The following is a 26,520-nucleotide window of genomic DNA, read 5'->3' on the forward strand; positions in this document are numbered from 1 at the left end:
TTACTCGTAAGAACTCTCTTTTTTCGTTTGGTATTTTTTTTCGTAGGCATGGCGGTACATTTTCTCAGGCTCATCGGTAAAAATAGCATCAACACCTAGATCCTCTAATAAATCATAATCAGCTATTCGGTTGACTGTATAAACTCTAACGCGATTGCCTAGTTCAATCGCCTTTTTCACTGCATTGCGTTTGGCTGCTATCAAAGAAACATGTAGAGTACTACTCCCTGCCATCTGCCCATATTCACTTAAGTTGATTAAAACCTTTGAAAATAGAAGGCCTACCTCATTAGGTATTGCTTTTTCAAGCAATTTTTCAAGAATTTCATGATCAAATGATGAATAAATGATTCTCTCCGCCATGTCGTGTTCTAACACGGTTTGCAGGACATCTTCTTCTAAACCGGGGTAGCTATAAACATCTGTTTTCAACTCAATATTTATCATATGATGAGTTACACGAAAAATGTCTAATACTTCATGGAGAGTGGGTATTTGTTGGCCTGCGAACTGTTCCCCTTTCCATGAACCAAAGTCATAGCTACGAAGCTCTGCAAAATCCATTTCATGAATAAATCCCTTCCCATTGGAAGTTCGATTAATCTTTTCATCGTGATGTACGACTAGCACGCCATCTTTTGTCCGATGAACATCTAATTCGACACCGTATATTGGGATCTTCGCTGCTTCTTTAAAAGCTAGAAGGGTATTTTCCGGGAAATAGCGCGAAGCGCCACGATGCGCAAAAATATCCAATTGTTTTACCTCCGTATATCATTATTTTTCTCTCAAAGTTATTTTCTTATATAATAATCAGTACCTATTTAAGCAAAAAGGGGGTCCTTATTTTGGCAAAACATCCGGATTTCAACGAAGAAGAACAACATCTTTCTTATACGAAATATTATATGCAGAAGCTACTAAATGAATCAGAAAGTGAGCTTGAAGCTGCCCAAGCAAATCTTCGCTCTGCAATGTCCGATTTGGAATATCTCGATTCCAGTCTTAGCTACCAAAATATATTAACCAATACGAGGTTCTTTGATATGGCGAAAAACCAAAAAGAAGGACTCGAAGCGATAAAACAAAAACCCTATTTTGCGCGAATTCATTTTCAAAAGGAAAATGAGCCGGCAGAGAAGCTATATATCGGTAAGACCTCTCTCTTTGACCGAGATTCACAAGAACCGATTATTGTAGATTGGCGATCACCTGTTGCCAATGTTTATTATGATGGACGTTTAGGTGACCTTACCTACATGGTAAATGATGAAGAATTGAAAGGCCATCTCTTTTCAAAGCGCCAGTACAAAATTGAAAATGGCAAGCTGCTGGATGTCCGCGATATTGATCTGACAACAAACGATGAACTGTTACAGGATGCGCTTGCTGGAAAAGCAGATGTACGCTTAACAGAAATCGTGTCGACCATCCAAGCGGAGCAGAATGAAATCATACGGGCACATTTAAAGCAGCCTATTCTTGTCCAAGGCGCAGCGGGTAGTGGAAAAACTACGATAGCCCTTCACCGTATTTCTTATTTCTTATATACAATGGGCGAACATTTTAAACCACAGAATTTAATGATTTTGGCGCCAAACCGTCTATTTATAGACTATATAGCGGATGTACTGCCAGAGCTTGGTGTAGGACAAATTTGTCAAACGACCTTTGCAGAGTATGTTCAAAAGGCCACAAACATCAAGGTTAAAATTCAAAACGCTAATGAACAGTTGGAGAATGCCATCCAAAGTGTAGAGGAATACAGCTGGATTACAAGAATGAAAGGCACGATGCAATATCTTGAAATAATGGATCGTTATATTAAGAAACTTGAATGGCAAATAGCAGACCAATTTGAGGATATTTATATTGAAAAATTCCGCATGATGAAAGCATCACACCTACGCAGACTTTTTTTAGAAGACTATCAATATATGCCCATAGAAAAGAGACTCGCAAAAATTCGTTCTGTTTTACAAAACCATATACGCCAAAAGAAAAAACAGCTGATTTACACATTAAAAAAACGCTACGATGATATATTAGATCGATCCATCTTTGGCATCCGCGATGATGCGAAGCGTAAAGAAGTTGTCACCAAATGGATTGATGAGCGTGATGAGCGACTGCCTCAGGTCGAGAAAGAAGCAAAGACTGTTGTTTCTCGTTATATGAAACGCTTTGATAAATACAAGATTAAAGTACTTTACCGTACATTTTTAACAGACCCAGTACTTCTGCAGGAATTAGCTTCAAGCTTTACAAAGGAAATGCAGGAGGAATTCTTAAAAGCACATGAAAAGGAAGCTTGGACATTGGAAGACCTTGCTGCGCTGTACTATTTACACGCCAGAATTAAAGGCGTTAAAGATGAATGGAAAATGAAAGTTGTCTTCATTGACGAAGTACAGGATTATAGCTTGTTCCAGCTAGCTGCTTTAAAAGAAGGCTTAGAGACTGACATGTTTACAATGGTCGGTGATCTTGCACAAGGAATTCACAGTTACCGATCTCTCACGGAATGGGACCCTGTACGCGAACTTTTCCCTCGCGCAAGCTATAAGACATTGCAAAAGAGCTATCGAACAACTATTGAAATTATGAATGTTGCCAACGAAGTGCTTCAGCAAATGGACGAGGACCTTCCCCTCGTTGAACCTGTTGTGCGGCATGGAGAAGAGCCCGCTTTCCATCCAATGGATAAATGGGAGCCTAAACAACTAGCAAAATTGTATGAAGAAATCAGAGGTAATGGTCATCGCTCCATTGCATTGATTTGCAAAACGGCGGAGGATGCCAAGAAAGCAGCGAAGGTACTTTCAAAAGAAGGCCTACATATTCAGACACTAGATGAGTCATCAGCCATCGACCCAGATGCGCTACTTATTGTCCCAAGTTATTTATCAAAGGGACTAGAGTTCGATGCCGTTATCATTGCTGCGATTGACGAAGCCTTTTATGATACAGCACTTGATCGTAAGCTTTTATATGTGGCACTTACACGCGCTATGCATGAGTTACATTTGGTTGCTCCTAAAAAGAAAGATCTACTATTAGAAGACTAATCTATAGATTGCATTTAATAAGTTGCCTAATTTAGTTAAATGAGCGTTCCTTAAGTTAAAAAATAAGGCTACATCTGAGTATACAGATGTAGCCTTAATTCATTCACAAGCTTTCTTTTTGCAGGTTTACTTTCGATTAGGAATAGGATAATAGCTCTTTTTTAAGCGAGTTTTAACTGGTCTAAAATGCAATACTTTGCCAAGTACATGGCTTAATAAATTTTTGTGTCCGCCTTCCGCTTTACGCAATGCAGGTAGCCTCATACCAAAAACCCCCTAAAAGCATGTGATAGTCCATCTTATGAAGACTCTTACCTAAAGTATATCCCATTTAACCCTTTTTAGTGTTAATTTTAACCTAAAATTTACAGAACATTTATAATATATTTTATCTTACTTATTGTTTTTCACAAAATAATCAATCTGCTGGATGATAGTAAAATCATTGTTCTGATAAATGCGTAGTGCGTTTTGATTTTCTACTTCTACATCTAAAAGGACAGATCCCATCCCTTTTTCAGAAGCAATATGTCTTACCCATTGCAAGACTTCAGAGCCTATCCCTCTTTTTTGATGTTCTTCTCCGACTACAAATGCAGTAATCCAAAGACTTTCTCTTTCTTCTGCCAGCGTCACAGTCGCAACGCTCTCATCCAACTCATCTACCATGTATAGCATTCGGCCTTCTGTATTTGTATTATAGTAGATCAGCTCTTCCGTCTCTTCAGGTAAATCTGAAAAGCCCTCTTGCATAAGTGCTATGACCTTATTCTTGTCATCTTCTTTATATGGCCGGATCGTTCTATTCCAATTTTCTGGATGATATTGGGGCAATGCCTGTAGCGTTGCTTCTGCCGAACTAAAGTCATAACCCAGTTTTTCTAAAAATAAAGCACTCGCTTCTTCATGATAAGCAACTGCCATATCGCCCATCGCACCTCTTTCAAGAAGGGCATTAGCGAATGCTTGGAAAATGGCTGTTCCAATTCCGATTCGCCGGAATTGCGGATGAACTGCTATTGACCATTCATATGTGTTGAAGCCAAACATATCGCTTGCGCATAAGACGCCGAGCAATTGGTCCTGTTCATTATATGCCAGTATCATAAACCCTTTGCATTCAGCGTTTTTCCAAAGATCCTCTTTCATTAATACCGACAGATCTTTATTTAATTCCTGAGATGCTTCTAGTAAATCTTTGACCTCTTGAATTGTCTCATCATCTACGGGATAAGTTGCCCTCATTACATATATATCCATAAGTTTCCTTGTCCCCTATTCATTATTGTTTTGCAGCATCTGATAAAATATGCCTTTTTTCTGAATTAATTCTTGCCTGCTGCCTGACTCTACTAATTGTCCTTGCTCCATTACAAATATAACATCTGCTTTCTTCACCGTATTTAATCGATGGGCAATGACGAAACTTGTGCGTCCTTCCATCAACCGTTCGAGCGCTTCTTGTATTTCTAATTCTGTAACCGTATCAATGCTGCTTGTTGCCTCATCTAGCAATAGTATAGAAGGTCCTGCTACAAGGGCTCTAGCAATTGAAAGCAATTGTTTTTGGCCTTGGCTGATTTCGCCGCCATCCATTGCTAATTCTGTGTTATATCCATCTGGTAAAGACATGATAAAATGATGGGCATTTGCTCTTTTTGCCGCTTCTATTACCTCCTCATCTGTTGCATCCAAATTGCCATACCGAATGTTTTCCATAATGGTTGCTTGGAACAAGAATGGCTCCTGCAGGACAAATGCCATCTGGCTTCGTATCGTTTCTCTTGCAAAGGAAGAGATAGGGGCTCCATCTATCAGAATGTTGCCTTCTTGAGCGTCATAAAAGCGGGCAAGAAGCTGCATAATCGTTGTCTTCCCTGCCCCGGTAGCACCAACAAGCGCCGCTGTCTGACCCTCTTTCACATGAAAATTGATATGCGATAATGTGTACGCTTCTTCTTCTGCATTATATTTAAAAGAGACATCTTTAAAACGAACATCCCCCTTAATCTTTTTATACGGCTGTTGCTTTGCTTCATCTTGCTCATCTTCTTCATCCAAAATGACGAAAACTCGTTCTGCTCCGGCAATCGCAGATAAAATATTGTTAAATTGGTTGGCTAAATCATTTAACGGCCTTGTAAATTGGCGTGCATATTCCGCAAAAACGACAATTGTACCAATCGAAACATATCCATTATAAGCAAGAATACCACCGGCGCCAGCCACGATCGCAAAGCTTGCGTTATTCAGGAAATTCATCACTTTTGGAATCGCTCCAGAATACACATTTGCCCAGTAGCCAATACGCCGCAATTCACTGGATTTTTCTGCAAAGTCTTCAATCACACGCTCCTCCTGAGAGAAGGCTTTTACGATACGTTGACCTGAAATCGTTTCTTCGATCATTCCATTCAGCATACCGAGTGCCTCTTGCTGCCTTTTAAAGAGTCTACCCGTGCGCCGTGTAATGAAACGGGTGGAAACAAACATGATAGGAATAATCACCATTGTAAGGAGCGTTAAGAGCGGGCTCATCGAAACCATGACAACCACAGTACCTATCAATATCAATGTACTCGAGAATACTTGAATAAAGGTGCTGTTAAGCGTTGAACTAATATTATCTATGTCATTGGTCATCCGGCTCATTAAATCTCCATGCTGCCGTTGGTCGAAAAACGAAATTGGCAGTCTTTGGAGCTTTGAAAAAAGACCTGTACGCATGCGATACACTGTTTGTTGGGCGATGCCAATCATCCAATAATTTTGGAAAAACAGAGACAGGGACAAGCCAACGTATACAGCGACAAGAATGCCAATGATGGATTTGAGTCCGCCGTATCTCTTTTCTACAAGATAATCATCTATGATTTTTCCAATCAAGTAGGGGCCGAGCAACGATAGAATCGAGCTAACGATGACCATGAGTAGCACGAAGATCAGCAACCCGCGCTGTTCATCCACTAGCTTCCAAATGCCGCCTAGTGTCCTACGCCAATTGGCCGCTTTTGAACCTTTTTTCTTTTTGGAGGATTGAATTTCTTCTTTTGTTAAAACAGGCTCATACATATAGGACCGAAACCAATTTTTAATCATTATATTTCTCCCCCTCTGCTTGAGACCTGACGATTTTGCTATAGAGCGTTGAGCTGCCCAGCAATTCTTGATGTGTACCGAAGGCAGCTACCGCCCCATTGTCTAGCAGTAGAATACGATTCGCACCTTTCGCTGTTTGGATTTTTTGAGTAATGACAAGCATCGTAGCAGACATGGTGTCGAGTTCTTCCCATAATGCTGCTTCCGTCTTTACATCGAGAGCACTTGTACTATCATCGAATAAAAGAATAGGAGACTTCCGTAAAATGGCTCTAGCGATGGATAAACGCTGTTTCTGTCCACCCGAAAGATTGACGCCTTTTTGTCCCACTCTTGTTTGATATTTGTTTGGGAAACGTGTGACGGACGTATGGATTTGGGCTTGAACAGCAGCTTTCTCTATATCTTCCTGCGTAGCCGTTGTTGCGCCCCACCTCATATTTTCAGCAATTGTTCCTGTGAACAACAAAGATTGCTGTGGTACGTATCCTAGGTATTGACGTAGCTCTTCTGCCTTCCAATCAGTAATATTACGACCATTCACAAAGATTTCACCTTCTGAACAATCATAGAATTTTAGAAGCAATTGAAAAATAGTCGATTTTCCAGAACCTGTTGCACCCATGATGGCAATTTTTTCGCCCTTTCTGCATGTGAAAGAAATATTTTGTAAGGCATATGTTGTTGTGCCTGGGTAATGGAAAGATACATTTTTGAATTCAATAACGTCGTCCTTATCTTCTTTTAATACATCGTTATATGGTATTTTTTCTTTTGGCATGTCTTCAGCCAAGAGGATTTCTTCCATGCGATCAGCAGAAGCCTTTGCTCTTGAAAAGAGCATAATAATGAACGAAAACATCGAAAAGGAACCTGTTAGGCGCATGGTATAATTGACAATCGCCGCCAAGTCACCAATCTTTGCATGTCCAGTACTCACTTTCCCTGCTCCAAACCATAAAACCGCCAGTAATGCGATATTCATAACGATTAATAAAATGGGTTGGATATACTCCATCAAACGCAAAGCCTTTGATGTATCATGTTTTAAAAGAAATGCTGCTTTTTCAAAACGTGACCCTTCATATTTCCCTCTAAAATAGGCTTTAATTAAACGAATCGCCTGAAGGTTTTCTTGAATCATTGTATTAATCCTGTCTACACGCTTTTGTACCGCTGAGAATTGCTTGATGCTTTTTTTCACCATAAGATACATGAATATCAGCAAAAAAGGTACACCTACAACAAGATACAGAGCAAGCGATGGATTGATATAAAAAGCCATAATTAAACTACCAATAACGACCAAAGGAGTCCGCAACATAACACGCAAGCTCATAAAAAATACTTGCTGTACTTGTGTGACATCATTCGTCATCCGAGTGATAAGGCTAGCAGTCGGGAACCGTAAAAACGTTGTCATGCTAAAGGATTGAACTTTACGGAACAAAGCTGTACGCAAATCAAATGCAAGATTCTGTGCGGCATACCCCGAGAAAAAGGAATTAATAATCCCAGCAAAAAAGGCAAGTAACGCAAGCAATAGCATAATGGTGCCCCAAAACCAAATGGTATGTATATCGCTCTCAACAATTCCTTCATCAATAATTTTCCGAATAAGCAGTGGCTGTGCCAACTCAACCATTAATTCAATGAGCATCAATAAAAGCGCGATGCTAGCCGGCACTTTATAAGCTTTAATGAAGCCAATAATAGTTTTCACTATTAATCTCCTCCCTTCTTTTCTAGAGTTTTTATTTATTATCACATAACTGTTCGATTTACGAAATAAAATTGATTTTACATTTTAAAGCGACACAATAAGCAATTTATTAATAATATATGTATAATAAGTAAGTTAAATATACCTATTCATAACTCTTTTTTATACCCCCTTATAACCAACCACTTACCTTTAAGTAAAACCAAATGTCTTACATTTCGGGATATATATTTTAATTCTCCTATGCGAAGGCACAAAAAAAATACTTATCTCTAAATACCCTGTTACTAATGACTTATACCTTTCAATTTACTATAATAGAAAATATAGAAATTCCAAGGAGAAATATAATTTATGAGAGAAACCCAGCATGTAAACCCTACTGTACATCCACTTACTCGTCAGACGCCCTGCCCTATGATGATCTTAAATTCAAAAGGAAATATCGTCTCTTGGAATCGTGGAGCTGAGATAGCGTTTGGCTATACAGAAATAGAGCTGGAAGGCAATCCACCTCCATTTATAGTAAAAGATTATACCAATACATTTAAAGACAGATGGCTAAATATCCTTCAGTCAGAAGTCCCTATACAACTAAATAACATATTATTGCAAAAGAAAAAGGGAGACCCTATCCAAATCTCTCTTATTCTTAATACATTGTCGATTAACGACGAAAGCTTTGTGCATTGCCAATTCTTATTAGTCGAAGAAGAAGCCGTTGATTTTGTGCTCAATGAAATATCTAACATTCATGAATATTTAGATTCGACCTTTATGTTGGCAGCACTTGATCAGGAAGGGTTGATTACTTATGCGAACCCTTTATTTTTAAAGCAAAGCAAATGGACACCAAAAAGAATTCTCGGTAAATCATTTTGGCAGCTTTTCCCTTCTGATTCAAAAACAACAGAATTCGCCAATAATATCTGGAAGACACTAGAAATGGGAAATCAGTGGCATGGAGAGGCAGAAAAAATTACAAAGGATGGACAGCATTATTGGGTCGACTTAACCGCAATCCCACTAAAAAATGCAAAAGGCCCATCACATTATATTTTGTTAGAAAATAATATTTCAGACAAAAAACAATTACAGGAACGTCTAGAGAAATTTGCTTATATTGATCAAGAGACTGGATTAATGAACCGCAATCGTCTTGAGCAAGTAGTTGAGTCGATGATAGAAGAAAGAAATCATTTTAGTCTCGTTTATTTTAGCATCGACAAGTTCTACTCTTTGAAAGAAATTTATAATGACCAAGCAGACCGTATTGCCCTGCAAGAATTTACTCAACGTTTAAAAAAATATTTTCAAGACAGTGTCATTGCACGTGTCAGTATGGATGAGTTTGTCGTCCTAACACCGCTTGGTGAATGGTTCATTCAAGGGTTCCTGTCTTATTTAGAACAGCATCCGATTTATATCAATCATGGGGCATTCCCTATTTCAATTAGCGGCGGTATTTCAAAGTATCCAAATGACCAAATTTCATTTTCTCATTTAATGAAAGCATCCTATACTGCATTAAAGAAAATACAAGCGGAAGGGGGCGCACAGATTGGCAGCCTTTCAACAGCAGATCATAAGGCTTTATATACGAAGTCCATTATCGAGAAAAGGCTGCTCGTTGCGCTTAACCAACAAGATTTAAAAGTTTCTTATCAACCGCAACTGGATTTAAATACAGGAGAAATCATAGCCGTGGAAGCTTTTGTGCGCTGGGATGATAAAGAAATAGGCACAGTAGCGCCAGATGTTCTAATCCCTATCGCGGAAGAGACAGGGTTGATTAATAATATTGGCACCTTTATGTTGGAGCAAGTGTGTATGCAAGCTGCACAATGGAAAGAATCTGGTCTAAACATTAAGGCCAGCATTAATTTATCTGTGCGCGAATTTCGAGATAAAAATATGGCCAAACAGATAAGTAGCATATTAGAACGCACAAATTGCCCTGCAGAATTGTTGCAAATAGAGATTACCGAAAAGTTTGCATTGGAAGCGGAAGCAGAAAAATCTATTATTAAACAAATGAAGCAGCTGCATAATGATGGTGTTCGTTTTGTTCTTGATGACTTTGGCACAGGTTACGCCTCGTTCCGCTACATGCAGATGTTGCCGCTCTCTCAATTTAAGATAGACCAAACCTTTATATCATCCATGCCTTATCAGCCAAAAACGCAAAAGCTTGTCAACGGCATGATACAATTCGGCAAATCCATTCATATGGGTGTCTTAGCCGAAGGTGTTGAGACAGAAGAACAAAAAGAGCTTCTTGCAGAATATGGTTGTGATGCGATTCAAGGCTACTTGGTCGGTTATCCAATGGATGCAGATGACATTGAAAAGTTGTTTTAAAAAAATAACAGCAATTGGACCATTTCAAATGGGCTCAATTGCTGTTTTATTATATGTGAAATATGAGTGATAGCTAAAGAACAAACAGATATGCGGAATTAACCTGCTTTAATCATCCTAGCCTTCCTTTTCCGAATGGCTCTGAACACTAGCTGCATTAATACTTCTGCGAATACGAGCCCCATAACAATAGCGCCAGCAATAATAAACACTTTCGCTCCATATTGCGTGCTCTCGACGTAATCATTTTCAACAATCGAGCGCATAGCATTATAAGCAAGACCCCCTGGCACAAGAGGAATAATTCCCGCAACACTAAATACAATCATAGGTGTTTTAAATCGACGTGACAACAAATGGGCAGCAATCGCGATTAAGAAAGCACCCGCAAAAGAAGCAAACACAGCATCGACACCCTTTTGCATAAATGCATAATAAATTAACCACCCGCACATGCCGACAAGCCCACAGTGAAACAGCGTTTTCTTAGGCGCATTAAAAATAACGCCAAAGCTAGCTGTCCCTATAAAACTTAGCACTCCTTGATATACCCAATCCATTCAAAACATCTCCTAAAATGACAATGTGAGCGCTATGCCGGCTCCGATGGCAAAGGCGGTCAAAAGTGCTTCCATCCCTTTTGCTACGCCAGAAACAAAATGACCTGCCATTAGATCACGCACCGCATTGGTAATAGCTAACCCTGGAACTAGCGGCATGACCGAGCCGATAATAATCTTATCAAGCTGTGCTCCTAATCCTGCTTTTAACACAAGCATGGCTGCTACGCCGATAAACAAGGATGCTGTAAACTCTGCAAAGAACTTCACTCTTGTTAAAGAATGCATAGCCAAATAAATTAAATAGCCAAATGCACCGATTGCCATAGCTGATGGCACATCAACCCACTTACCATTGAATAAAATTAAAAAACATCCGCTAGATGTTGCTGCTGCTATCAGCTGCACCCAAACAGGGAAGAATAAATTTGTCCTCTCTAAACGTAAAAGTTCTTCATACGCGTCCCCAACAGTAAGGGCACCGGAGGTCAATCTCCTTGAGATGGCATTGACTACTGCAATTTTCTCTAAGTCCGTTGTACGGCTTGCAATCTGTGCAATTCGAGTGGGCCTTTTGTGACCCGCTGAAAAAATGATACCCGTTGGTGTGACAAAGCTTTGAGCGTCTGTGAATCCTTGGGAACTGGCCATTCTTAGCATCGTATCTTCTGCTCGATACGTTTCAGCCCCGCTTTGGATTAACAAACGTCCAGCTAGCAAAAAACAATCAATAGCTAATTCTTCCTGTGCTATTTCGATCAATACCTTTCACCTCATACTTCAATTATCTTTTTTAAACAAAAATGTTAGATTTAACATTTTTCTGCTCACTTTTCCTGTCGAATAGGGTAGAATAAAACTATCACACCTAAGGAGGAAGTACGGGAGTGACTACTAACGATCACCCAAAAAAGTATTACCTTTCTATACTTATTTTGATGGGTATTGCAATCTTGGCACTTATATTTTTTGTATCTAAAACACTGATTAACCAGAAGCATGGAGCTCCTGCTAGCAATCCTAAAGATAAACTAAACATAGTATCCAACACAACGCAAAAACAAACAAAACATGAGGGCATTTATTTGGTAACTGAAAAAGCAAAAGCAGCCGATAAAGATGTGGCCTACACAATTCAGTTTCCTAAAACGCCTAATAAAGCATTTAATCAAAATGTTACCGACTCTGTTGATAAAATGCGAGACGATTATTTAATAAACCAGATGACAACAGATACTAAAGGGAAAAAGAGCAAATTAACGATATCTACTAAAATGATTATCTATAAAAAGAACTATTATTCATTTGTTTTAACACAAACTCTCAACAAAAAGAGGAAGTGTGTAAAAACATTTATGTATGATTATAAAAACAAAAAAGTCGTCTTATTGCAAGATATTATTCAAACAAAGCAAAATCTTGGCGTTTTATCTAGGACTGTTAAAGGCGAAATCATGTCCGATTGTCTGATAAAGCAGCATCACGATGCTGCTTCTGTAGCAAATATCACACGGCCTATATGGGGTAATTATCAAGAATTTGCTCTAACAAAAAACGCATTTATTATTTATTATAATCCAGGCGAGCTCTCTAAGAATATAACGGGCATAAAAAAATATGTTATCCCTTTATCATCTACCACCAACGCTATTCTCGCTCCGCCTTTTAAGAAGAAACAACCAGCAAAGAAAATTGCGTTGACATTTGATGACGGGCCTAGCAATACGGTAACACCTAAAATATTGCGCATATTAAGAAAGCATCACGCTAAGGCCACATTCTTTATGCTAGGACAACAAGTCCATAAGTATCCGAATGTAGCCAAAAAAGTGTACGCAGATGGCCATGAAATTGGCAGCCATTCTTATTCTCACCCTGATCTTAGAACATTGCCGATTAAAAAAGTTAAACGTCAAATCAATCAAACGAATGCAGAGATAAAAAAAGCTACTGGTTGTATGCCTTTTGCTTTAAGACCGCCTTATGGGGCTTATAATAAACGAATTCAAGCACAATCATCCCAACCTATTGTTTTATGGACAGTAGACACGCTGGATTGGAAATACCTTAATTCAAAAAAACTTTTATCTCAAGTGAAAAAGGATGTCTACCCTGGTGCCATCGTGTTGATGCACGATATACATCTATCCACTGCACAGGGACTAGATGCTGTCTTAACGTACCTTGAGAAAAGAGGCTATACATTTGTGACGGTACCCGAATTGCATTCTTAGAATGGTAGATAACTAGTTAAATATGAAGAGTGTAGAAGCTAATAAAAAACCGAACACTATGTGAAATTTACAACTTACTTTCACATTTGTTCGGTCTTTATTATTTTACTCATCTTATTCATTTGTATTTCGTTTCAGGCTTCCCTCAGGATTAGACCCATTCGTATTAGCCCTTTACAATATTTGTTGAACGATGTTTGATTTCGGTAATCTTTACTCCTCGATGCTCCATTTCTTTAATATACGCTTCACCTGGAACCACTTTTTCTGGCGGGTAGACTCCTCTTTTATCAATTGTGCCATCGCCAACTAGTTGGGCAACTACCGCAATAGTATTCGCGGTTGCTTGAGCCATAGCCGTTTCGTTATTCACCTGGTCTCTGTATGTTACCATTTCATATTCATAGGAAACAGCTTCTTCATTGCTTTCACCGCTAACAATCACACGCAATAATACAGCATCTTGCTTATCGCCAAGACCAATCTTACTTTCCAGTACCTCGCGTAAAACATCCCTTGCCTTGACCTTCTGCCCGTTCACTGTTACTTCCGTTTCTTTATTTGTAAGGCCTAAATCAACGAGTAACTTGAATTTTTCGGCATGGCCTGTATAACGCACAGTCTTATATTCTAATGTTTGAATATCCGGATATGACTCCGGCAATGTTGATAAGCCGCCAGATGTATGGAATGCCTCTAAGCCATTGAATCCTTTAAAATAGAAAGGCTCCACTTCGGATAGAGATGGAATCTCTTGCAAAACGCCATTGCGCACAACATGAGATGGATCTGTATAGTGATCAAACACGCCTTCTAGTGAAAATACCACATTATACTCTAATGGTGGTTCTTTCTCTACAGGTATGCCGCCAACATAGATTTTGATTGATTTCACGTGATCTAGTTTAGAGGCACCAAAACCGGACAGGATATTAATCATGCCTGGTGCTACACCCAAATCAGGAATTAGCGTAACACCCTTTGCTTGGGCTTCACTGTTTAATTTTAAAATCTGGTCTGTCGCTCCGCCAATATGGCCGCCAAGATCTACACAATGGACACCCACTTCAATGGCAGTCTTTGCAACACGCTCATTAAACGTGTAGAAAAGTGCATTAATGACTACATTCGCTTTTGACATAACCAACTTCAATTGCTCATCATTTGTTGCATCAAGCTGTAATACTTCTACTTTCTCTGACTGCAATGTATCGGCAAATTGCTTCGCTTGTTCTTTGTTTAAATCCGCTAAAAAGACTTTTTCTATATTTGGATTTCTCACTAAATCACGAGCTACTTCTTTCCCCATTAAACCAGCACCCAAAACGGCAATTTTCATCCTGTTTCCTCCTATCTATTCTGTATCAATTTGTGCGCGTTGCAGCTTACCACTGTAATCAATGTAGACACTCTTCCATTCGGTATACACATCTAATGCAGCTACACCAGAATCTCTATGGCCATTGCCCGTTCCTTTCGTGCCACCGAACGGCAGATGGATTTCAGCTCCTGTCGTCCCTGCATTGACATAGACAATACCAGTATCCAAGTCGCGCTGAGCTTTGAATGCACTGTTGATGTCTTGTGTGAAGATCGAGCTAGACAATCCATACTGAACGCTATTATTTACTTGGATTGCTTCTTCTAAATCAGCTACGGCAATTAGCGAAACAACAGGACCAAAAATTTCTTCCTGTGCAATGCGAGCATCCGGTGCAACATCAGTGAAAAGAGTCGGAGCATAAAAATGACCTTGGCTATAAGGTTGTTCTGTTAAAATACGTCCTCCGGCAAGCAACCTTGCTCCTTCTTTCTGTCCTTCTTCCACATAATAATGGATTTTTTCCAGAGCTTTTTGATTGATGACAGGGCCAACTTTGACCGATTCATCTAATCCATCCCCGATTGACAGCTGTTTCATCGCCTCAAGCAAACGCTGCTCTAATTCTTCCTTTACATCTTTATGCACGATAACACGGCTACATGCGGTGCAACGTTGACCTGCAGTTCCAAATGCACTCCACAAAATCCCATCTACTGCTAGATCTAAATCAGCATCATCCATGACAATGACCGCATTTTTCCCACCCATTTCAAGGGATACTTTTTTTAGATGCTGTCCGCCAAGGCTAGCGACTTTCCTGCCTGTTTCGGTGGACCCTGTAAACGAGATGACTTTGACATCTGGATGCTCAATCAGCGCTGTTCCTACTTCGCCGCCAGAACCGAAAACAATATTGGCGACACCTTTTGGTAGGCCTACCTCATCAAAGATTTTGGCCATTTCATAAGCCATCATTGGCGTTTCAGTTGCTGGCTTCCATACAAATGTATTGCCTGCCACAATTGCAGGGAAGCTCTTCCACGTCGCAATGGCTACAGGGAAATTCCAAGGTGTGATTAAGCCGACAACACCAATTGGTGCTCGAACGCTCATGGCGAATTTATTCGAAAGTTCAGATGGGGTAGTTTCACCGAATAATCTTCTGCCTTCCCCAGCCATATAGAAAGCCATATCAATGCCTTCTTGTACTTCGCCTCGTCCCTCTTCAATCACTTTTCCCATTTCTTTGGTGAGAACAGTCGCGAGGTGTTCTTTCTTTTCCTGCATTTTCATGCCGATCGCATATAAATATTGCGCTCGTTTCGGTGCAGGCACTAATGCCCATTCTTGCTGCGCCTGCTTTGCTTGCGCCACTGCTTCATTTACAGTTACTTCTGTTGCTAGCGGTACCTCAGCCAGTAATTCTCCATTAGCTGGGTTTAACACACTTGTCCATTTTTCTTCCTCTGTTGCTAGAAATCTTCCTCCGATATAGTGCTCTAATTGAATACTCATCATTATTCCCCCTTGTTGTATGATCGATCTGCAACCCTCTTGCTCTACTATTCTACATAAGAAGAGGAAATCCTTTGTATAATATTTTTATTATTCAAAATATTATATTGCGGAACTTTTTTATTCTCTCATACGTAACTTGTTATAGATTATACGATTCGGAGGGTTTGATTATGAATAATCATGAAATTGATTACAAATTATATGGCGATGATATGCAATTTGTTGAAGTGGAATTAGATCCAAATGAAACAGTGGTGGCTGAAGCAGGCGCACTTATGATGATGGAAGACGGCATTCGGATGGAAACTGTTTTTGGTGATGGTTCAAGTAGAGGTGGCGGCGGCTTAATGGGCAAATTGATGGGTGCCGGCAAACGCTTGATTACTGGAGAAAGCTTATTTATCACGACCTTCACAAATGAAGATATGGGAAAACGCCATGTTTCATTTGCTGCTCCTTATCCCGGCAAAATCATACCAATGGATTTAAGCATTTACGATGGCAAAATCATCTGCCAAAAAGATGCATTCTTAGCTGCTGCAAAAGGTGTGTCCATTGGCATTGAATTTCAACGCAAACTAGGCACAGGCTTCTTTGGGGGCGAGGGTTTTATCATGCAAAAGCTAGAAGGTGACGGAATGGCATTTGTCCATGCCGGCGGAACGATTATCCGCAAAGATCTTCAAGCTGGTGAAAGACTACGAGTAGATACAGGATGCTTGGTTGCGATGACAAGCAGTGTTGATTATAGCATTGAAGCTGTAGGCGGCGTTAAAACAGCTCTATTTGGCGGAGAAGGTCTATTCTTTGCAACACTACAGGGACCTGGCACTGTTTGGATCCAATCATTGCCATTTAGTCGCTTAGCCAGTCGTGTATTTGCTGCTGCTCCTCAAACAGTTGGGGGTTCACAGGTTGGTGAACGCGGCATCGGCGGCGTATTTAACTTGTTTAGTGATGACTAGCTCTCTGTTTCACGCCGGTTAAGTTATAAACGAACCATAACTCTTTTTATTCCATCTTTTTTAGGGGGAATAAAAGGAGTTTTTTTCTTGTCCTCCCGCTCGATATTTTCTCATCTCTATGAATGCATTAATGCCTAAATGGGCACTCTGACAATAGAGAAAATCGGCCAGAGAGGAAGATCGCAATGAATGATAAAAAAGAGTCAGAAACAAGCCTTATTGGAACTTTCTTTTTTGTATTAGCCGTTGGGTCTTTTATTGTGGCAGGATGGACTTTTTGCCTGAACTTTTACTTAGATCAATTTTGATGTTTTTCGTATATATAAAAGAGGATAGATGAACAGCATGGTTATAGCTGATTCATCTATCCTTTTATTGCCTTAAAGGTTGGACAACTGTAGTTATTTTATTTAATCACTCTCTACCACACAACGTTTCCCATTCTTTCCATGGCATAATCTCTAATTCAGGTTTTGGCTGGTCATCTAGCATAGCAATAAATTCAATCGAGTGACCATCTGGGTCTTCAAAGTAGATAGATACAGCAGGCATAAAAGGAAATACTAATAAATTATCAGCACTCTCTCCAAAAAAGTTTGTTGTATCAATGTCCAAAGAGGACAAATAATCTTTTGCTGAAGAAATATCATTTAAATCTACTCTGAAAGCAAAATGCTGTCTTTGAACTAAGGAACTTGGATAGTTCTCTCGTATACCTAGCATAGCCTCTCCAGGTTGTCCCACCCAATAAAACTTTAGTTTTCGTTCCGCATCTTCATATAATGGAATAATATTTAACAGTTTTTCGTAAAACTCCGCAGATTTTTTATAATCACTCACATTTATATGTGTTTCAAAAATACCTTTTATCATGAATATTCTCCCCTTATTCCCTGTTGTGAAATCTTTGATAATTAATTACAAAGTTAATTTTAGTTTTCACTTTTATACTAATCAACTAATCTGTCCTATTAAGCTTTAATCCCCTCATCACTTTTTTCTTACTAGGCTTTCAGCTCATGCAATCCAGCAAGGGTTTACTAAAAAGCAAAGGATATTTATCAATTTTCAGTTAAAACTGCAAACAAAAAGTACATCACTTTTGTAAGTGATGTACTCGTTTGGTATTTATAAAGTTATTTATTAAAGTTCATCAAAGCCATTGTCTTGGACATTAACTTTTGTATATTGACGTGAACGTTGTTCAAAGAAATCTGTCTTGCCAAGATCTACATCCTCATAAGCTTTAATCCATTTCATTGGGTTTTTGCGGTAACCTTCAAATGGACGTTCATAGCCTAATTGGTTGCAGCGGACATTAGTATAGAAGTACACGTAATCTTCCACATCTTCTACCTCTAGCCCTTCGATCTTGTCACCGATAATTTCGTGTGCCCATTCAATTTCTAACTGTGCTGCTTCTTTAAAGATTGCTTGCACATGTTTTTCACGCTCTGGTGTGTTGTACTCAGGGTATTCTTCCAACAATTCTTTATAAATCTTTACAAAGAGATCGACATGAAGCTGTTCATCACGATTAATATAATTGATCATTGTACTTGTTGCTACCATTTTTTGGTTGCGTGCAAGATGATAGAAGAACGAGAATCCTGAATAGAAGAACAGGCCTTCTAAAATCACATCATAAACAACGGAATCAAGCATATTTTCGATAGTTGGCTCCTCAGAAAATTGGCGATAGCCTTTAATCACGAAGTCATTACGTTTCTCTAGGATTGGCTCAGTGCGCCAAAAGTCGAAAATGCGATCTTGTTCATCTTTTGATACAAGACTGGAAAGAATATAAGAGTATGAATGATTATGGATGACTTCTTGCTGTGCCAGAATAATCATCAAGGCATTAAGGCTTGAATCTGTTAAATAATCAGCTACTTTGCCGGCATAATCTGTTTGGATACTATCTAGTAATGCTAGCAAACCGATAATTTTTTTGAATGATTCTTGTTCATCTGCTGTTAGTTGAGAAAATTGTTTGATGTCATTGCTCATATTAATTTCAAAAGGCGTCCAGAAATTACCGAGCATTTTTTTGTATTTAGGATAAGCCCAGCTAAAGCGTACATCATCCCAATTCAAAATGTTAGATGAACGGCCGTTGACAATTTTCGTCGAACGATTGGGTGCTTCTTTGTCCATAAGTACTCGTTTATTGACTGTTGTCATATTAAATCCCTCTCCTTTTTAGCTTTCACAAGACTCACATTCTAATAATTCAACTGAAGTAGAACGTACATAATAAGTTGTTTTAATGCCGCTATTCCATGCATTTAAATGAAGGGCAAGCAATTCTTTCGCTTTGACGGTATTTTGTACATATAAATTTAAGGATATACCTTGGTCAATATGACGAGAGCGCGCTGCATTTTGTTTAATCGTCCAATTTTGATCGATAAAGTAAGCAGATTTATAGTACCAAGTTGTTTTTTCATTCAAATCCGGTACTGTAACTGGGATTTTATAATCTTTTTTCTCTTCAGAATAGCTCTTCTGGAACACTGGGTCGATACTTGCTGTACTGCCGGCAATAATAGAAGTCGTTGAGTTAGGAGCTACTGCCATTACATAGCCGTTGCGCATTCCTTGTTCTGCAACTTGTTGACGCAATAGTTCCCATTTTTCTTTGCCGTCATAGCCATGGTTTGTGAAGTATTCACCTGTTTGCCAATCTGAGCCTTCAAATAGTGGGTATGATCCTTTTTCTTTCGCTAGCTCAGACGATGCTTTAATAGTTAAGTAAGCGATTTGATCATATAGCTCGTCCGCGTAAGTAACTGCTTCATCTGATTCCCATGTGATGCCTTTTAATGCAAGCAAGTGGTGCCATCCGAATGTACCAAGGCCAATACCGCGATAGCGTGAATTTGTGATTTCAGCTTGTTTAACAGGGATATTATTCAACTCAATTACATTATCAAGCATACGCACTTGAATACCGATTAAACGTTCTAGCACATTCGCCGGTACTGCTCTACCAAGATTGATAGATGATAAATTACACACAACAAAATCACCAGGTTTGCGGCGAGTGACAATTAAGTCATCTTCAACTGTAATAGTTTCAAACTCAGTTGCACTCATGTTTTGTGCAATTTCAGTACATAGGTTACTTGAGTAAATCATACCTGTATGTTTGTTTGCATTCATGCGGTTTACTTCATCTCTGTAGAACATGAATGGTACGCCTGTTTCAAGCTGTGAACGCATAATCCGTTTCATGATATCAATAGCAGGTACGACTTCAGAAGATAATTCAGGGTTTTCTACGCAAGCTAAATATTTATCTCTGAAAGAGCCTTGTCCTCTTGTTTCATCATAGTAGTCCTCTAAGTTGAAGCCCATAACTGTACGTACTTCATGCGGATCAAATAAATGCCATTCTTCACGATTTTCTACTGCTTCCATGAAAATATCTGGGAGACAAACCCCTGTAAAGATATCATGTGCGCGCATACGCTCATCACCATTGTTCAATTTCAAATCAAGGAATGGGAAAATATCTTTATGCCAAACATCTAAGTAAACAGCGATTGCCCCTTGGCGTTGCCCTAATTGATCAACTGATACAGCTGTATTATTTAGTTGTTTGATCCATGGGATTACACCGCTTGATGCGCCTTTAAATCCACGAATAGATGAACCACGGCTGCGCACTTTACCCATATAAACGCCGATGCCGCCGCCAAATTTAGATAATGTTGCAACATCTGTATTGGAATCGTAAATGCCTTGTAAACTGTCATCTACTGTGTCGATAAAGCAGCTAGAAAGCTGGCCATGCGTTTTCCCAGCATTCGAAAGGGTCGGAGTAGCTGTTGTCATATAAAGATTGCTCATTGCCCAATAAGCTTCTTTTACTTTATCTAGTCGATTATCACTTTCGTTTTGCATCAATGTCATCGCAATGACCATCCAACGCTCTTGTGGTAATTCGATTGGCGTATTGTCGTGTTCACGAGTCACATAGCGGTCCATCAATGTTTTGAGGCCGATATATGTAAATAACTTATCGCGCTCCGGTTCCATCGCTGCCGCTAGCTGTTGTAATTCTTCAGGTGTATATGCTTCTGCTAGTGCCGGGTCATATAACCCTTTTTCTACTAATTCTTGGACCTGTTTTGGAAAAGCTTGATAGACCTCTGTAGGTTGAACATGGCGAAGTGCTGCATATTCTTCGTAAATTTCTGCTAGCAACAACCGTGCTGCGACAAATGTCCAATAAGGTTCTAATTCATCTAACAGGCTTAATGCTTCAAGCGCTAAAGCACGTGTCCACTCAACAAGCGTATATTCAGGATGCTTATCTTCTAAACGTTCATGCTTCCGTCTAAGCAGCTCTAAATCCTCTTTTCCAAACTCATCTTCTAGTTGCTGCATTACTTTTTCTTTTTCATCCAAACGAATTAGCATATTTTTGTCTCCTTTTTACAAAATCTATCCCAAAAGATAATCGTTTTGGCTCTTTCGTTAAAAAAGCGATTGTTTTAACCCAATGGCTGAACAATCGCAAGGCTTATAAGGGAATAAATTTATTGATTCCGAAGCCTACGAAATGAGACACAAAACGACATAATCTAGGTTGTATAATTAGTGCTGAAAAGCTACATCTTGTGTCTACAGAAAGAAAATTCACCTGTTGTTTATGTGCAATTTCCCCATTGCAGCTAGCTTTAACCGTCTAACTGCAGAAAAGATAAAAATGTGGCTTTCATACTATATATTGTGTTATATCACCAACACAATAAAGATATATTGTGTTTTTACTGTTTTTTATTATAGCACAAGACAAGTTTATTTGGCACTCTTTCACTTAAATAATATATTTCACACAATTAAAAAAAGATGTCGAAAACCGACATCTCTTTTTCTACATATATACGATAATTGCAAGTATAATCGCTAGAATAATACGATAGATGGCAAACGGAACTAATTTCACTTTCGAAATAAGCTTCAAGAAAAACTTAATAGAAATAAGAGCGAACACAAATGCGCTGATAAATCCAACGATATAGAAATTCATGTCGCCGAAATTAATTTCATCCCAATGTTTCAGCAGGGATACAAGACTGGCACCCGCCATAATAGGAACCGCCATAATAAACGTAAAGTCGGATGCCGTACGATGATCTAGCCCTAGCATAACACCGCCGGAAATCGTTGCGCCTGACCGTGAAAAACCTGGCCACAGGGATAAACATTGAATAAGCCCCACTTTAAATGCTTGCCCATATGATAAATCATCAAGCGAGTGCACTTTTGGTCTTTTTGGTCCCCATTTGTCCGCCGCAATCATAAATAACGCTCCGAAAAACAGACTGAAAATAACAGTTTTAATCCCAAATAAGTGCTTGTCAATAAAGTCTTCTAACAGAACACCTAGTATACCAGCAGGGATAATACCCACGATGACATGCAACAAATTGAAATGATGATGAGGTCTTTGTCCTTTGATATGATATAAACCAACAAGGCTTAACATCCGCTTCCACATCACCACAACCACTGCTAGGATAGAACCCAGCTGAATCACAATTTTGAATGTATTGGCCGATGACTCGCCAAGAAACTCTTGCGTTTTCAACCACATATCATCGACGATAATCATATGGCCAGTAGAAGATACAGGGGCGAATTCAGTCATGCCTTCCACAAAACCTAATATGATGGATTTTAATAATTCAATTATTTCCATAATAACTCCTTATCTTTTATTTGATGCTTCATTTGGCTATTGCCAGCAAAATTAATCATAACACATCGGGAATGATAGCTATTTTATAATTCCGTTACATTAATCCGTCAACTTCACGTCTACAATCCACATTTCACTCCGGCTATTAGTTCGAATCGGTGGCCCCCAAAATCCAAAACCAGATGATACGAGATAGTGCGTTGTATTTTTTAATAAATAACCATAGTCCAACTCAAATGTTTTTTTCGTTATCCACTGATTGGGCCACATTTGCCCGAGATGAGTATGGCCTGAGAGATGGATATCGACACCAAGTTCTGTAGGTGTGCGCAAATCTGATGGCGTATGGTCCATGACTATCCACGGATATTGCTGATCAACATGCTCAGCTAATTCTTTTAAAGACTTGCGATTAGTATTCGTCTTATCTTCCCTTCCTGTTAAATAAAACGCATTGGCTATACATATTGTTTCATCTTGTAAGATGGTTACAGAAGATTTTTTCATTTCTTCTACAAATATAGGAATTTGGCGACCGTAATATTCGTGATTGCCTAGAACTCCGTATACACCATATGTAGAAGTTAACTTTTTCATGACCTCATCCATGTGATATGCCTTAAACCAATACGGGTGATCGTCTACAATATCCCCCACTAATAATACGACGTCAGGCTTTGTCTCATTCGACATATTCACAAATTTTTGTAAAAGCTTTTTGTTAGACAAGATGCCTAGATGAAAATCCGAAGCAATGACCATACGAAAATCTTTACTTTCAGGATGAATTTTTTTAATGTTTATCTCTTTTCTCCGAACGACCGGTGAATAAGCCATATATGAGCCAATTCCTATGATCAAAGCGAATATGCCAATAACAGCTACTCCTACCCATAAAACTGTTAGCGAGGGAATGAGCCATAGGGCTAAATCAGCGAGCGGGAACAAGAGAAGCCCATATTCGACCAACACCATCCAGTAGGCGCTCACCACTTTAGTTAGACGAAACTTTTCATTGAAATTGCTGATGATAATACTATATGCGATATAAAGCCAAATAATGGAAAATATAAGGCTAAAATGAGAGTGAAAGACGGTTGATAAAAAGTGGTACACATTCCATCCAAGGTAATAGACAATCAAATTATAAATGACAACCAATAAAAGACCTTTGACTATTTTGCTGACTCCCATAGAACGCTCCTTTCCTCACCTTTTTAAACTGTATGTAAATATATTTCCATCAAATAACGAAGTAGAACAAGCCCAATTTCTTACCTTACTAAGGAAATCAGGCTTTTACTTATTTTAATATGGCGCAATCCAAATAAAGTAATGCATAAAAATAATGCAAGAATATACAGTTAGTACAGTAGTTAACAAAGCCCGTCTTTTTAAAATTACTTTATAGAAAATAGGCGCGTATCTCCTAACAACAACCATTAAAATACTAGTCAACAGGATCCCTATAAATAATTCCGGTAAAGCTAAATAAACAGTAATATCCCCTATCCCTAGCAATGCATCTAGCAAGACCGCATAGCCTAGTAATCTAAACTTACCCGCGTGTAATTGCAAGTTGAACAGAAGCCGGCTAATCATAACTCTCCTCCCCCTTACCAGTAATTATATATATTTTTGGTTAATTACGGCAAATTAGAGGCGTTTATCCATAGTATCTTTACAATTGGGTTACTTAATTACAGTATGAGCAAGCAATTTAGTTAGAAACGGTCTTATAAAGGGTAAAGAATAGTTATCTAACTAGCAAGACGCTATTTTTTAAGCAAGGTTCAAAAATAAGCAGCATTTGTTGGATACATTCTAAAGAATGACCAGGGGTGGGTGAGTATAATGCAGATTAAAGATTCAAAAGGAACTATCTTTAAAAGGAAAATTTTAAACAGCAAGTTTGTTGTCTATACACTTATTGTCTTCATCTTCAGTCTAACTGTTCTAGCGCTATCCAAAATCGGATTTGTTCTAATCCCTTTCGCTATCTTTATTAGAACTATCTTTTTGCCGATCATACTGGCAGGAATTTGCTTCTATTTATTCAATCCGTTGATTGATTTCTCCGAACGAGCTGGGGTGAAGCGGACTATATCCATTTTATTATTATACGTATTGATTATAGGCATACTTACGGTCATTATTTCCTCTGTTTTGCCCATCTTAAAAGAACAAATTCAAAGTCTCATCATGAATATTCCAACTCTCACAAAAGAGGTACAACATACAGTTTTACAATTGGCACATAATGATTTTGTCGAAAAATGGATGCAACCTCTAAATGCTGATATTGATCGAATATCGCAAAGTGTGTCAGGCTATCTCAGCAATAATGCAGCAGATTTTTCACATGGTATATTTTCAGTTGTAGGAACCATTACAGAAGTGATCATGGCTGTGGCAGTGCTTCCTTTTATTCTTTTCTATTTATTGAAAGACGGTGATAATCTGCCAACATATATTCTACAGTTTTTGCCAGATCAATCACGTTCAGAAACCAAGCGAATCTTAAGCGAAATGAACCATGCGTTAAGCTCATATATACGTGGTCAAATCTTCGTATCCTTATGTATTGGCACATTGCTTTTAATTGGCTACCTTATTATCGGCTTAGATTATGCCTTAACGCTAGCAATCATTGCGATGGTAACGAATGTAGTGCCGTATCTAGGACCTATTATTGCTATCACGCCAGCCATTATTCTTGCGCTGATTCATTCGCCATCTATGCTGTTGAAATTAGCCATCGTTTGGGTCATCGTTCAATTGCTTGAAGGAAAACTAATTTCTCCACAAATCATGGGCAAATCTCTGCGAGTCCATCCTATAACGGTTATTTTCGTTATTTTGACTGCTGGAAATCTATTTGGTTTGCCTGGGATTATTTTGGCGGTACCAGGCTATGCAGTACTAAAAGTAATCGTCACACATATTTATCAATTTATTCGATTGCAGTCTAACATGTTTGCGGATAAAAAGATTATTACAGAAGAAGAAGAGGTTCCTACCGACACCTCACCTATTATTGTAGGTCCAGAATCTCAAGATAAATAGTTGCTTGTATAAAAGAGCTAGAGTTCAGTGTGATTTGTACTCTAGCTCTTTCATTTTTTCGTTTAAGATGAGTGCTTCTTGCGAAGATCATTAATATGTTTCTCTTTCACTTGTTCTTCTACATTTGTATAAGGCAACAATTTATTGTAGATAAGATTAACTGGTATTGCATCAGGCCTATGAAGAGCGTTAATCTTCTTCACCACATGCAACCTATTACGATTGATAACTTCTATACACTCTGATTCAATATCAATTGATTTCAGAGTGCAACGGTTGCTAAAAACAATCAGAGAATAAAAAAACTTCTCATCTACACTTGAAAGTAAACGCTGCAAATGTTGTATATGTGATCGATTTTGCTTGATAGGATTGTAAAACTTATACTTCTTTTTATTTTGAAAAACCTGAGTCCATTTATAATCGCGTTCTCTACCATAAATCCATCCGCTATAATTTTTAGATTCAATCACATAAATCATACTTTCATGTATGAATATAACGTCGATTTCCGTTGTATCTCCATTTGTCTTAGGAATATAAAGATTGACTAGCGTTTTATGCTTGCCCGGCAACTTTTGCAACTCTTTTACAATTAAATATTCCCCATATAGTCCCTTGTTAAAAAAGGTTTTTCCGAATGATGTGCCTGTCAGTTGTTTATATTCACTTTTTTCATAACCAATATATCGAACATATTGGATAGAAAGCAAAAAACAAATAAAGATGATTCCTATTATTATCAATGTATATCACTCACTTCTATCTTTTTATATATTTACCAGTAAATAGATTATTATTAATATCATTTTCCTATATTATATTGTTTTTTGCTACTAGTTTTTTGATGGAATTAAAAAAAGCCCAGAATTCATCATAGAATTCTGGA

General features: G+C 38.6%; 21 protein-coding genes. 5 read left to right on the forward strand and 16 right to left on the reverse strand.

Annotation, left to right across the window (positions count from 1 at the left end):
- A complete protein-coding gene (locus tag RCJ93_RS10060; protein WP_150283377.1) occupies window positions 1–756 on the reverse strand; it encodes a glycerophosphodiester phosphodiesterase family protein in 756 nt (251 codons plus the stop codon).
- Window positions 757–845: 89 nt separating this feature from the next.
- Between RCJ93_RS10060 and helD the strand changes: the two genes are divergently transcribed.
- On the forward strand, window positions 846–3,068 hold the full coding sequence (helD, locus tag RCJ93_RS10065; protein WP_446738974.1) for an RNA polymerase recycling motor HelD: 2,223 nt from the start codon (window positions 846–848) through the stop codon (window positions 3,066–3,068).
- A 126-nt stretch (window positions 3,069–3,194) separates the two neighbouring features.
- On the opposite strand, the gene RCJ93_RS10070 is transcribed toward helD, so the two are convergent.
- The 4 genes from RCJ93_RS10070 to RCJ93_RS10085 all read right to left on the reverse strand — a co-directional run bounded on the left by RCJ93_RS10070 (window position 3,195) and on the right by RCJ93_RS10085 (window position 7,890).
- Window positions 3,195–3,332, reverse strand: a complete 138-nt coding sequence (locus RCJ93_RS10070; protein ID WP_158512613.1) for a hypothetical protein — start codon at window positions 3,330–3,332, stop codon at window positions 3,195–3,197.
- A 129-nt stretch (window positions 3,333–3,461) separates the two neighbouring features.
- On the reverse strand, window positions 3,462–4,328 hold the full coding sequence (locus tag RCJ93_RS10075) for a GNAT family N-acetyltransferase (RefSeq protein ID WP_446738918.1): 867 nt from the start codon (window positions 4,326–4,328) through the stop codon (window positions 3,462–3,464).
- A 15-nt stretch (window positions 4,329–4,343) separates the two neighbouring features.
- Window positions 4,344–6,167 (reverse strand): ABC transporter ATP-binding protein, encoded by a 1,824-nt coding sequence (locus RCJ93_RS10080; protein WP_446738919.1) that lies wholly within the window; start codon window positions 6,165–6,167, stop codon window positions 4,344–4,346.
- Entirely contained in the window at window positions 6,160–7,890 is a 1,731-nt protein-coding gene (locus tag RCJ93_RS10085; protein ID WP_446738920.1) for an ABC transporter ATP-binding protein, read from the reverse strand. The genes RCJ93_RS10080 and RCJ93_RS10085 overlap by 8 nt, the downstream gene beginning before the upstream one ends.
- A 354-nt stretch (window positions 7,891–8,244) precedes the next feature.
- On the opposite strand from RCJ93_RS10085, the gene RCJ93_RS10090 reads away from it, so the two are divergent.
- Window positions 8,245–10,251, forward strand: a complete 2,007-nt coding sequence (locus RCJ93_RS10090) for a sensor domain-containing protein (RefSeq protein ID WP_150283373.1) — start codon at window positions 8,245–8,247, stop codon at window positions 10,249–10,251.
- Between the two features lie 98 nt (window positions 10,252–10,349).
- Here RCJ93_RS10090 and RCJ93_RS10095 read toward each other — a convergent pair whose 3' ends face one another.
- Window positions 10,350–10,811: a threonine/serine exporter family protein gene (locus RCJ93_RS10095; protein WP_150283372.1), complete on the reverse strand. Its 462-nt coding sequence runs from the start codon at window positions 10,809–10,811 to the stop codon at window positions 10,350–10,352.
- Between the two features lie 12 nt (window positions 10,812–10,823).
- A complete protein-coding gene (locus RCJ93_RS10100; protein WP_370454665.1) occupies window positions 10,824–11,564 on the reverse strand; it encodes a threonine/serine exporter family protein in 741 nt (246 codons plus the stop codon).
- A gap of 134 nt (window positions 11,565–11,698) precedes the next feature.
- On the opposite strand from RCJ93_RS10100, the gene RCJ93_RS10105 reads away from it, so the two are divergent.
- The gene (locus RCJ93_RS10105) at window positions 11,699–13,045 is read left to right on the forward strand and encodes a polysaccharide deacetylase family protein (protein WP_150283371.1); all 1,347 of its coding nucleotides are present in this window, start codon (window positions 11,699–11,701) and stop codon (window positions 13,043–13,045) included.
- A gap of 166 nt (window positions 13,046–13,211) precedes the next feature.
- On the opposite strand, the gene RCJ93_RS10110 is transcribed toward RCJ93_RS10105, so the two are convergent.
- Window positions 13,212–14,384 carry a saccharopine dehydrogenase family protein gene (locus tag RCJ93_RS10110; protein ID WP_066791524.1) on the reverse strand — a complete coding sequence of 391 codons (1,173 nt, stop codon included), beginning with the start codon at window positions 14,382–14,384 and terminating at the stop codon, window positions 13,212–13,214.
- 15 nt (window positions 14,385–14,399) lie between these two features.
- Complete coding sequence (locus tag RCJ93_RS10115) at window positions 14,400–15,878, reverse strand: aldehyde dehydrogenase family protein (protein ID WP_446738975.1); 1,479 nt, start codon at window positions 15,876–15,878, stop codon at window positions 14,400–14,402.
- A 179-nt stretch (window positions 15,879–16,057) separates the two neighbouring features.
- Between RCJ93_RS10115 and RCJ93_RS10120 the strand changes: the two genes are divergently transcribed.
- Complete coding sequence (locus RCJ93_RS10120) at window positions 16,058–16,852, forward strand: TIGR00266 family protein (RefSeq protein WP_150283370.1); 795 nt, start codon at window positions 16,058–16,060, stop codon at window positions 16,850–16,852.
- 414 nt (window positions 16,853–17,266) lie between these two features.
- Here the strand turns inward: RCJ93_RS10120 and RCJ93_RS10125 are convergent, their stop codons facing one another.
- From RCJ93_RS10125 to RCJ93_RS10150, 6 genes are all read right to left on the reverse strand, one after another.
- The gene (locus RCJ93_RS10125) at window positions 17,267–17,725 is read right to left on the reverse strand and encodes a VOC family protein (RefSeq protein ID WP_150283369.1); all 459 of its coding nucleotides are present in this window, start codon (window positions 17,723–17,725) and stop codon (window positions 17,267–17,269) included.
- Window positions 17,726–17,995: 270 nt separating this feature from the next.
- On the reverse strand, window positions 17,996–19,036 hold the full coding sequence (locus tag RCJ93_RS10130; RefSeq protein ID WP_066791519.1) for a ribonucleotide-diphosphate reductase subunit beta: 1,041 nt from the start codon (window positions 19,034–19,036) through the stop codon (window positions 17,996–17,998).
- An 18-nt stretch (window positions 19,037–19,054) separates the two neighbouring features.
- Complete coding sequence (locus RCJ93_RS10135; RefSeq protein ID WP_066791517.1) at window positions 19,055–21,280, reverse strand: ribonucleoside-diphosphate reductase subunit alpha; 2,226 nt, start codon at window positions 21,278–21,280, stop codon at window positions 19,055–19,057.
- A gap of 457 nt (window positions 21,281–21,737) precedes the next feature.
- Window positions 21,738–22,565 carry an undecaprenyl-diphosphate phosphatase gene (locus RCJ93_RS10140; protein WP_150283368.1) on the reverse strand — a complete coding sequence of 276 codons (828 nt, stop codon included), beginning with the start codon at window positions 22,563–22,565 and terminating at the stop codon, window positions 21,738–21,740.
- A 99-nt stretch (window positions 22,566–22,664) separates the two neighbouring features.
- Window positions 22,665–23,759, reverse strand: coding sequence for a metallophosphoesterase (locus RCJ93_RS10145; protein ID WP_150283367.1), 1,095 nt, complete (start codon window positions 23,757–23,759; stop codon window positions 22,665–22,667).
- A gap of 114 nt (window positions 23,760–23,873) precedes the next feature.
- A complete protein-coding gene (locus RCJ93_RS10150) occupies window positions 23,874–24,167 on the reverse strand; it encodes a hypothetical protein (RefSeq protein WP_150283366.1) in 294 nt (97 codons plus the stop codon).
- Between the two features lie 252 nt (window positions 24,168–24,419).
- Between RCJ93_RS10150 and RCJ93_RS10155 the strand changes: the two genes are divergently transcribed.
- A complete protein-coding gene (locus tag RCJ93_RS10155) occupies window positions 24,420–25,631 on the forward strand; it encodes an AI-2E family transporter (protein ID WP_150283365.1) in 1,212 nt (403 codons plus the stop codon).
- Between the two features lie 62 nt (window positions 25,632–25,693).
- On the opposite strand, the gene RCJ93_RS10160 is transcribed toward RCJ93_RS10155, so the two are convergent.
- Window positions 25,694–26,377, reverse strand: a complete 684-nt coding sequence (locus RCJ93_RS10160; RefSeq protein WP_223823494.1) for a nuclease-related domain-containing protein — start codon at window positions 26,375–26,377, stop codon at window positions 25,694–25,696.
- Window positions 26,378–26,520 lie beyond the last annotated feature (143 nt).

It is taken from the genome of Rummeliibacillus sp. BSL5, from assembly GCF_052928305.1.

What these genes read in the sequence shown, in the direction of transcription:
- RCJ93_RS10070 (WP_158512613.1), bottom strand. Translation starts at nt 3,332, where the DNA reads ATGAGGCTACCTGCATTGCGTAAAGCGGAAGGCGGACACAAAAATTTA.
- RCJ93_RS10075 (WP_446738918.1), bottom strand. Translation starts at nt 4,328, where the DNA reads ATGGATATATATGTAATGAGGGCAACTTATCCCGTAGATGATGAGACA.
- RCJ93_RS10080 (WP_446738919.1), bottom strand. Translation starts at nt 6,167, where the DNA reads ATGATTAAAAATTGGTTTCGGTCCTATATGTATGAGCCTGTTTTAACA.
- RCJ93_RS10090 (WP_150283373.1), top strand. Translation starts at nt 8,245, where the DNA reads ATGAGAGAAACCCAGCATGTAAACCCTACTGTACATCCACTTACTCGT.
- RCJ93_RS10095 (WP_150283372.1), bottom strand. Translation starts at nt 10,811, where the DNA reads ATGGATTGGGTATATCAAGGAGTGCTAAGTTTTATAGGGACAGCTAGC.
- RCJ93_RS10110 (WP_066791524.1), bottom strand. Translation starts at nt 14,384, where the DNA reads ATGAAAATTGCCGTTTTGGGTGCTGGTTTAATGGGGAAAGAAGTAGCT.
- RCJ93_RS10120 (WP_150283370.1), top strand. Translation starts at nt 16,058, where the DNA reads ATGAATAATCATGAAATTGATTACAAATTATATGGCGATGATATGCAA.
- RCJ93_RS10125 (WP_150283369.1), bottom strand. Translation starts at nt 17,725, where the DNA reads ATGATAAAAGGTATTTTTGAAACACATATAAATGTGAGTGATTATAAA.
- RCJ93_RS10130 (WP_066791519.1), bottom strand. Translation starts at nt 19,036, where the DNA reads ATGACAACAGTCAATAAACGAGTACTTATGGACAAAGAAGCACCCAAT.
- RCJ93_RS10135 (WP_066791517.1), bottom strand. Translation starts at nt 21,280, where the DNA reads ATGCTAATTCGTTTGGATGAAAAAGAAAAAGTAATGCAGCAACTAGAA.
- RCJ93_RS10140 (WP_150283368.1), bottom strand. Translation starts at nt 22,565, where the DNA reads ATGGAAATAATTGAATTATTAAAATCCATCATATTAGGTTTTGTGGAA.
- RCJ93_RS10145 (WP_150283367.1), bottom strand. Translation starts at nt 23,759, where the DNA reads ATGGGAGTCAGCAAAATAGTCAAAGGTCTTTTATTGGTTGTCATTTAT.
- RCJ93_RS10150 (WP_150283366.1), bottom strand. Translation starts at nt 24,167, where the DNA reads ATGATTAGCCGGCTTCTGTTCAACTTGCAATTACACGCGGGTAAGTTT.
- RCJ93_RS10155 (WP_150283365.1), top strand. Translation starts at nt 24,420, where the DNA reads ATGCAGATTAAAGATTCAAAAGGAACTATCTTTAAAAGGAAAATTTTA.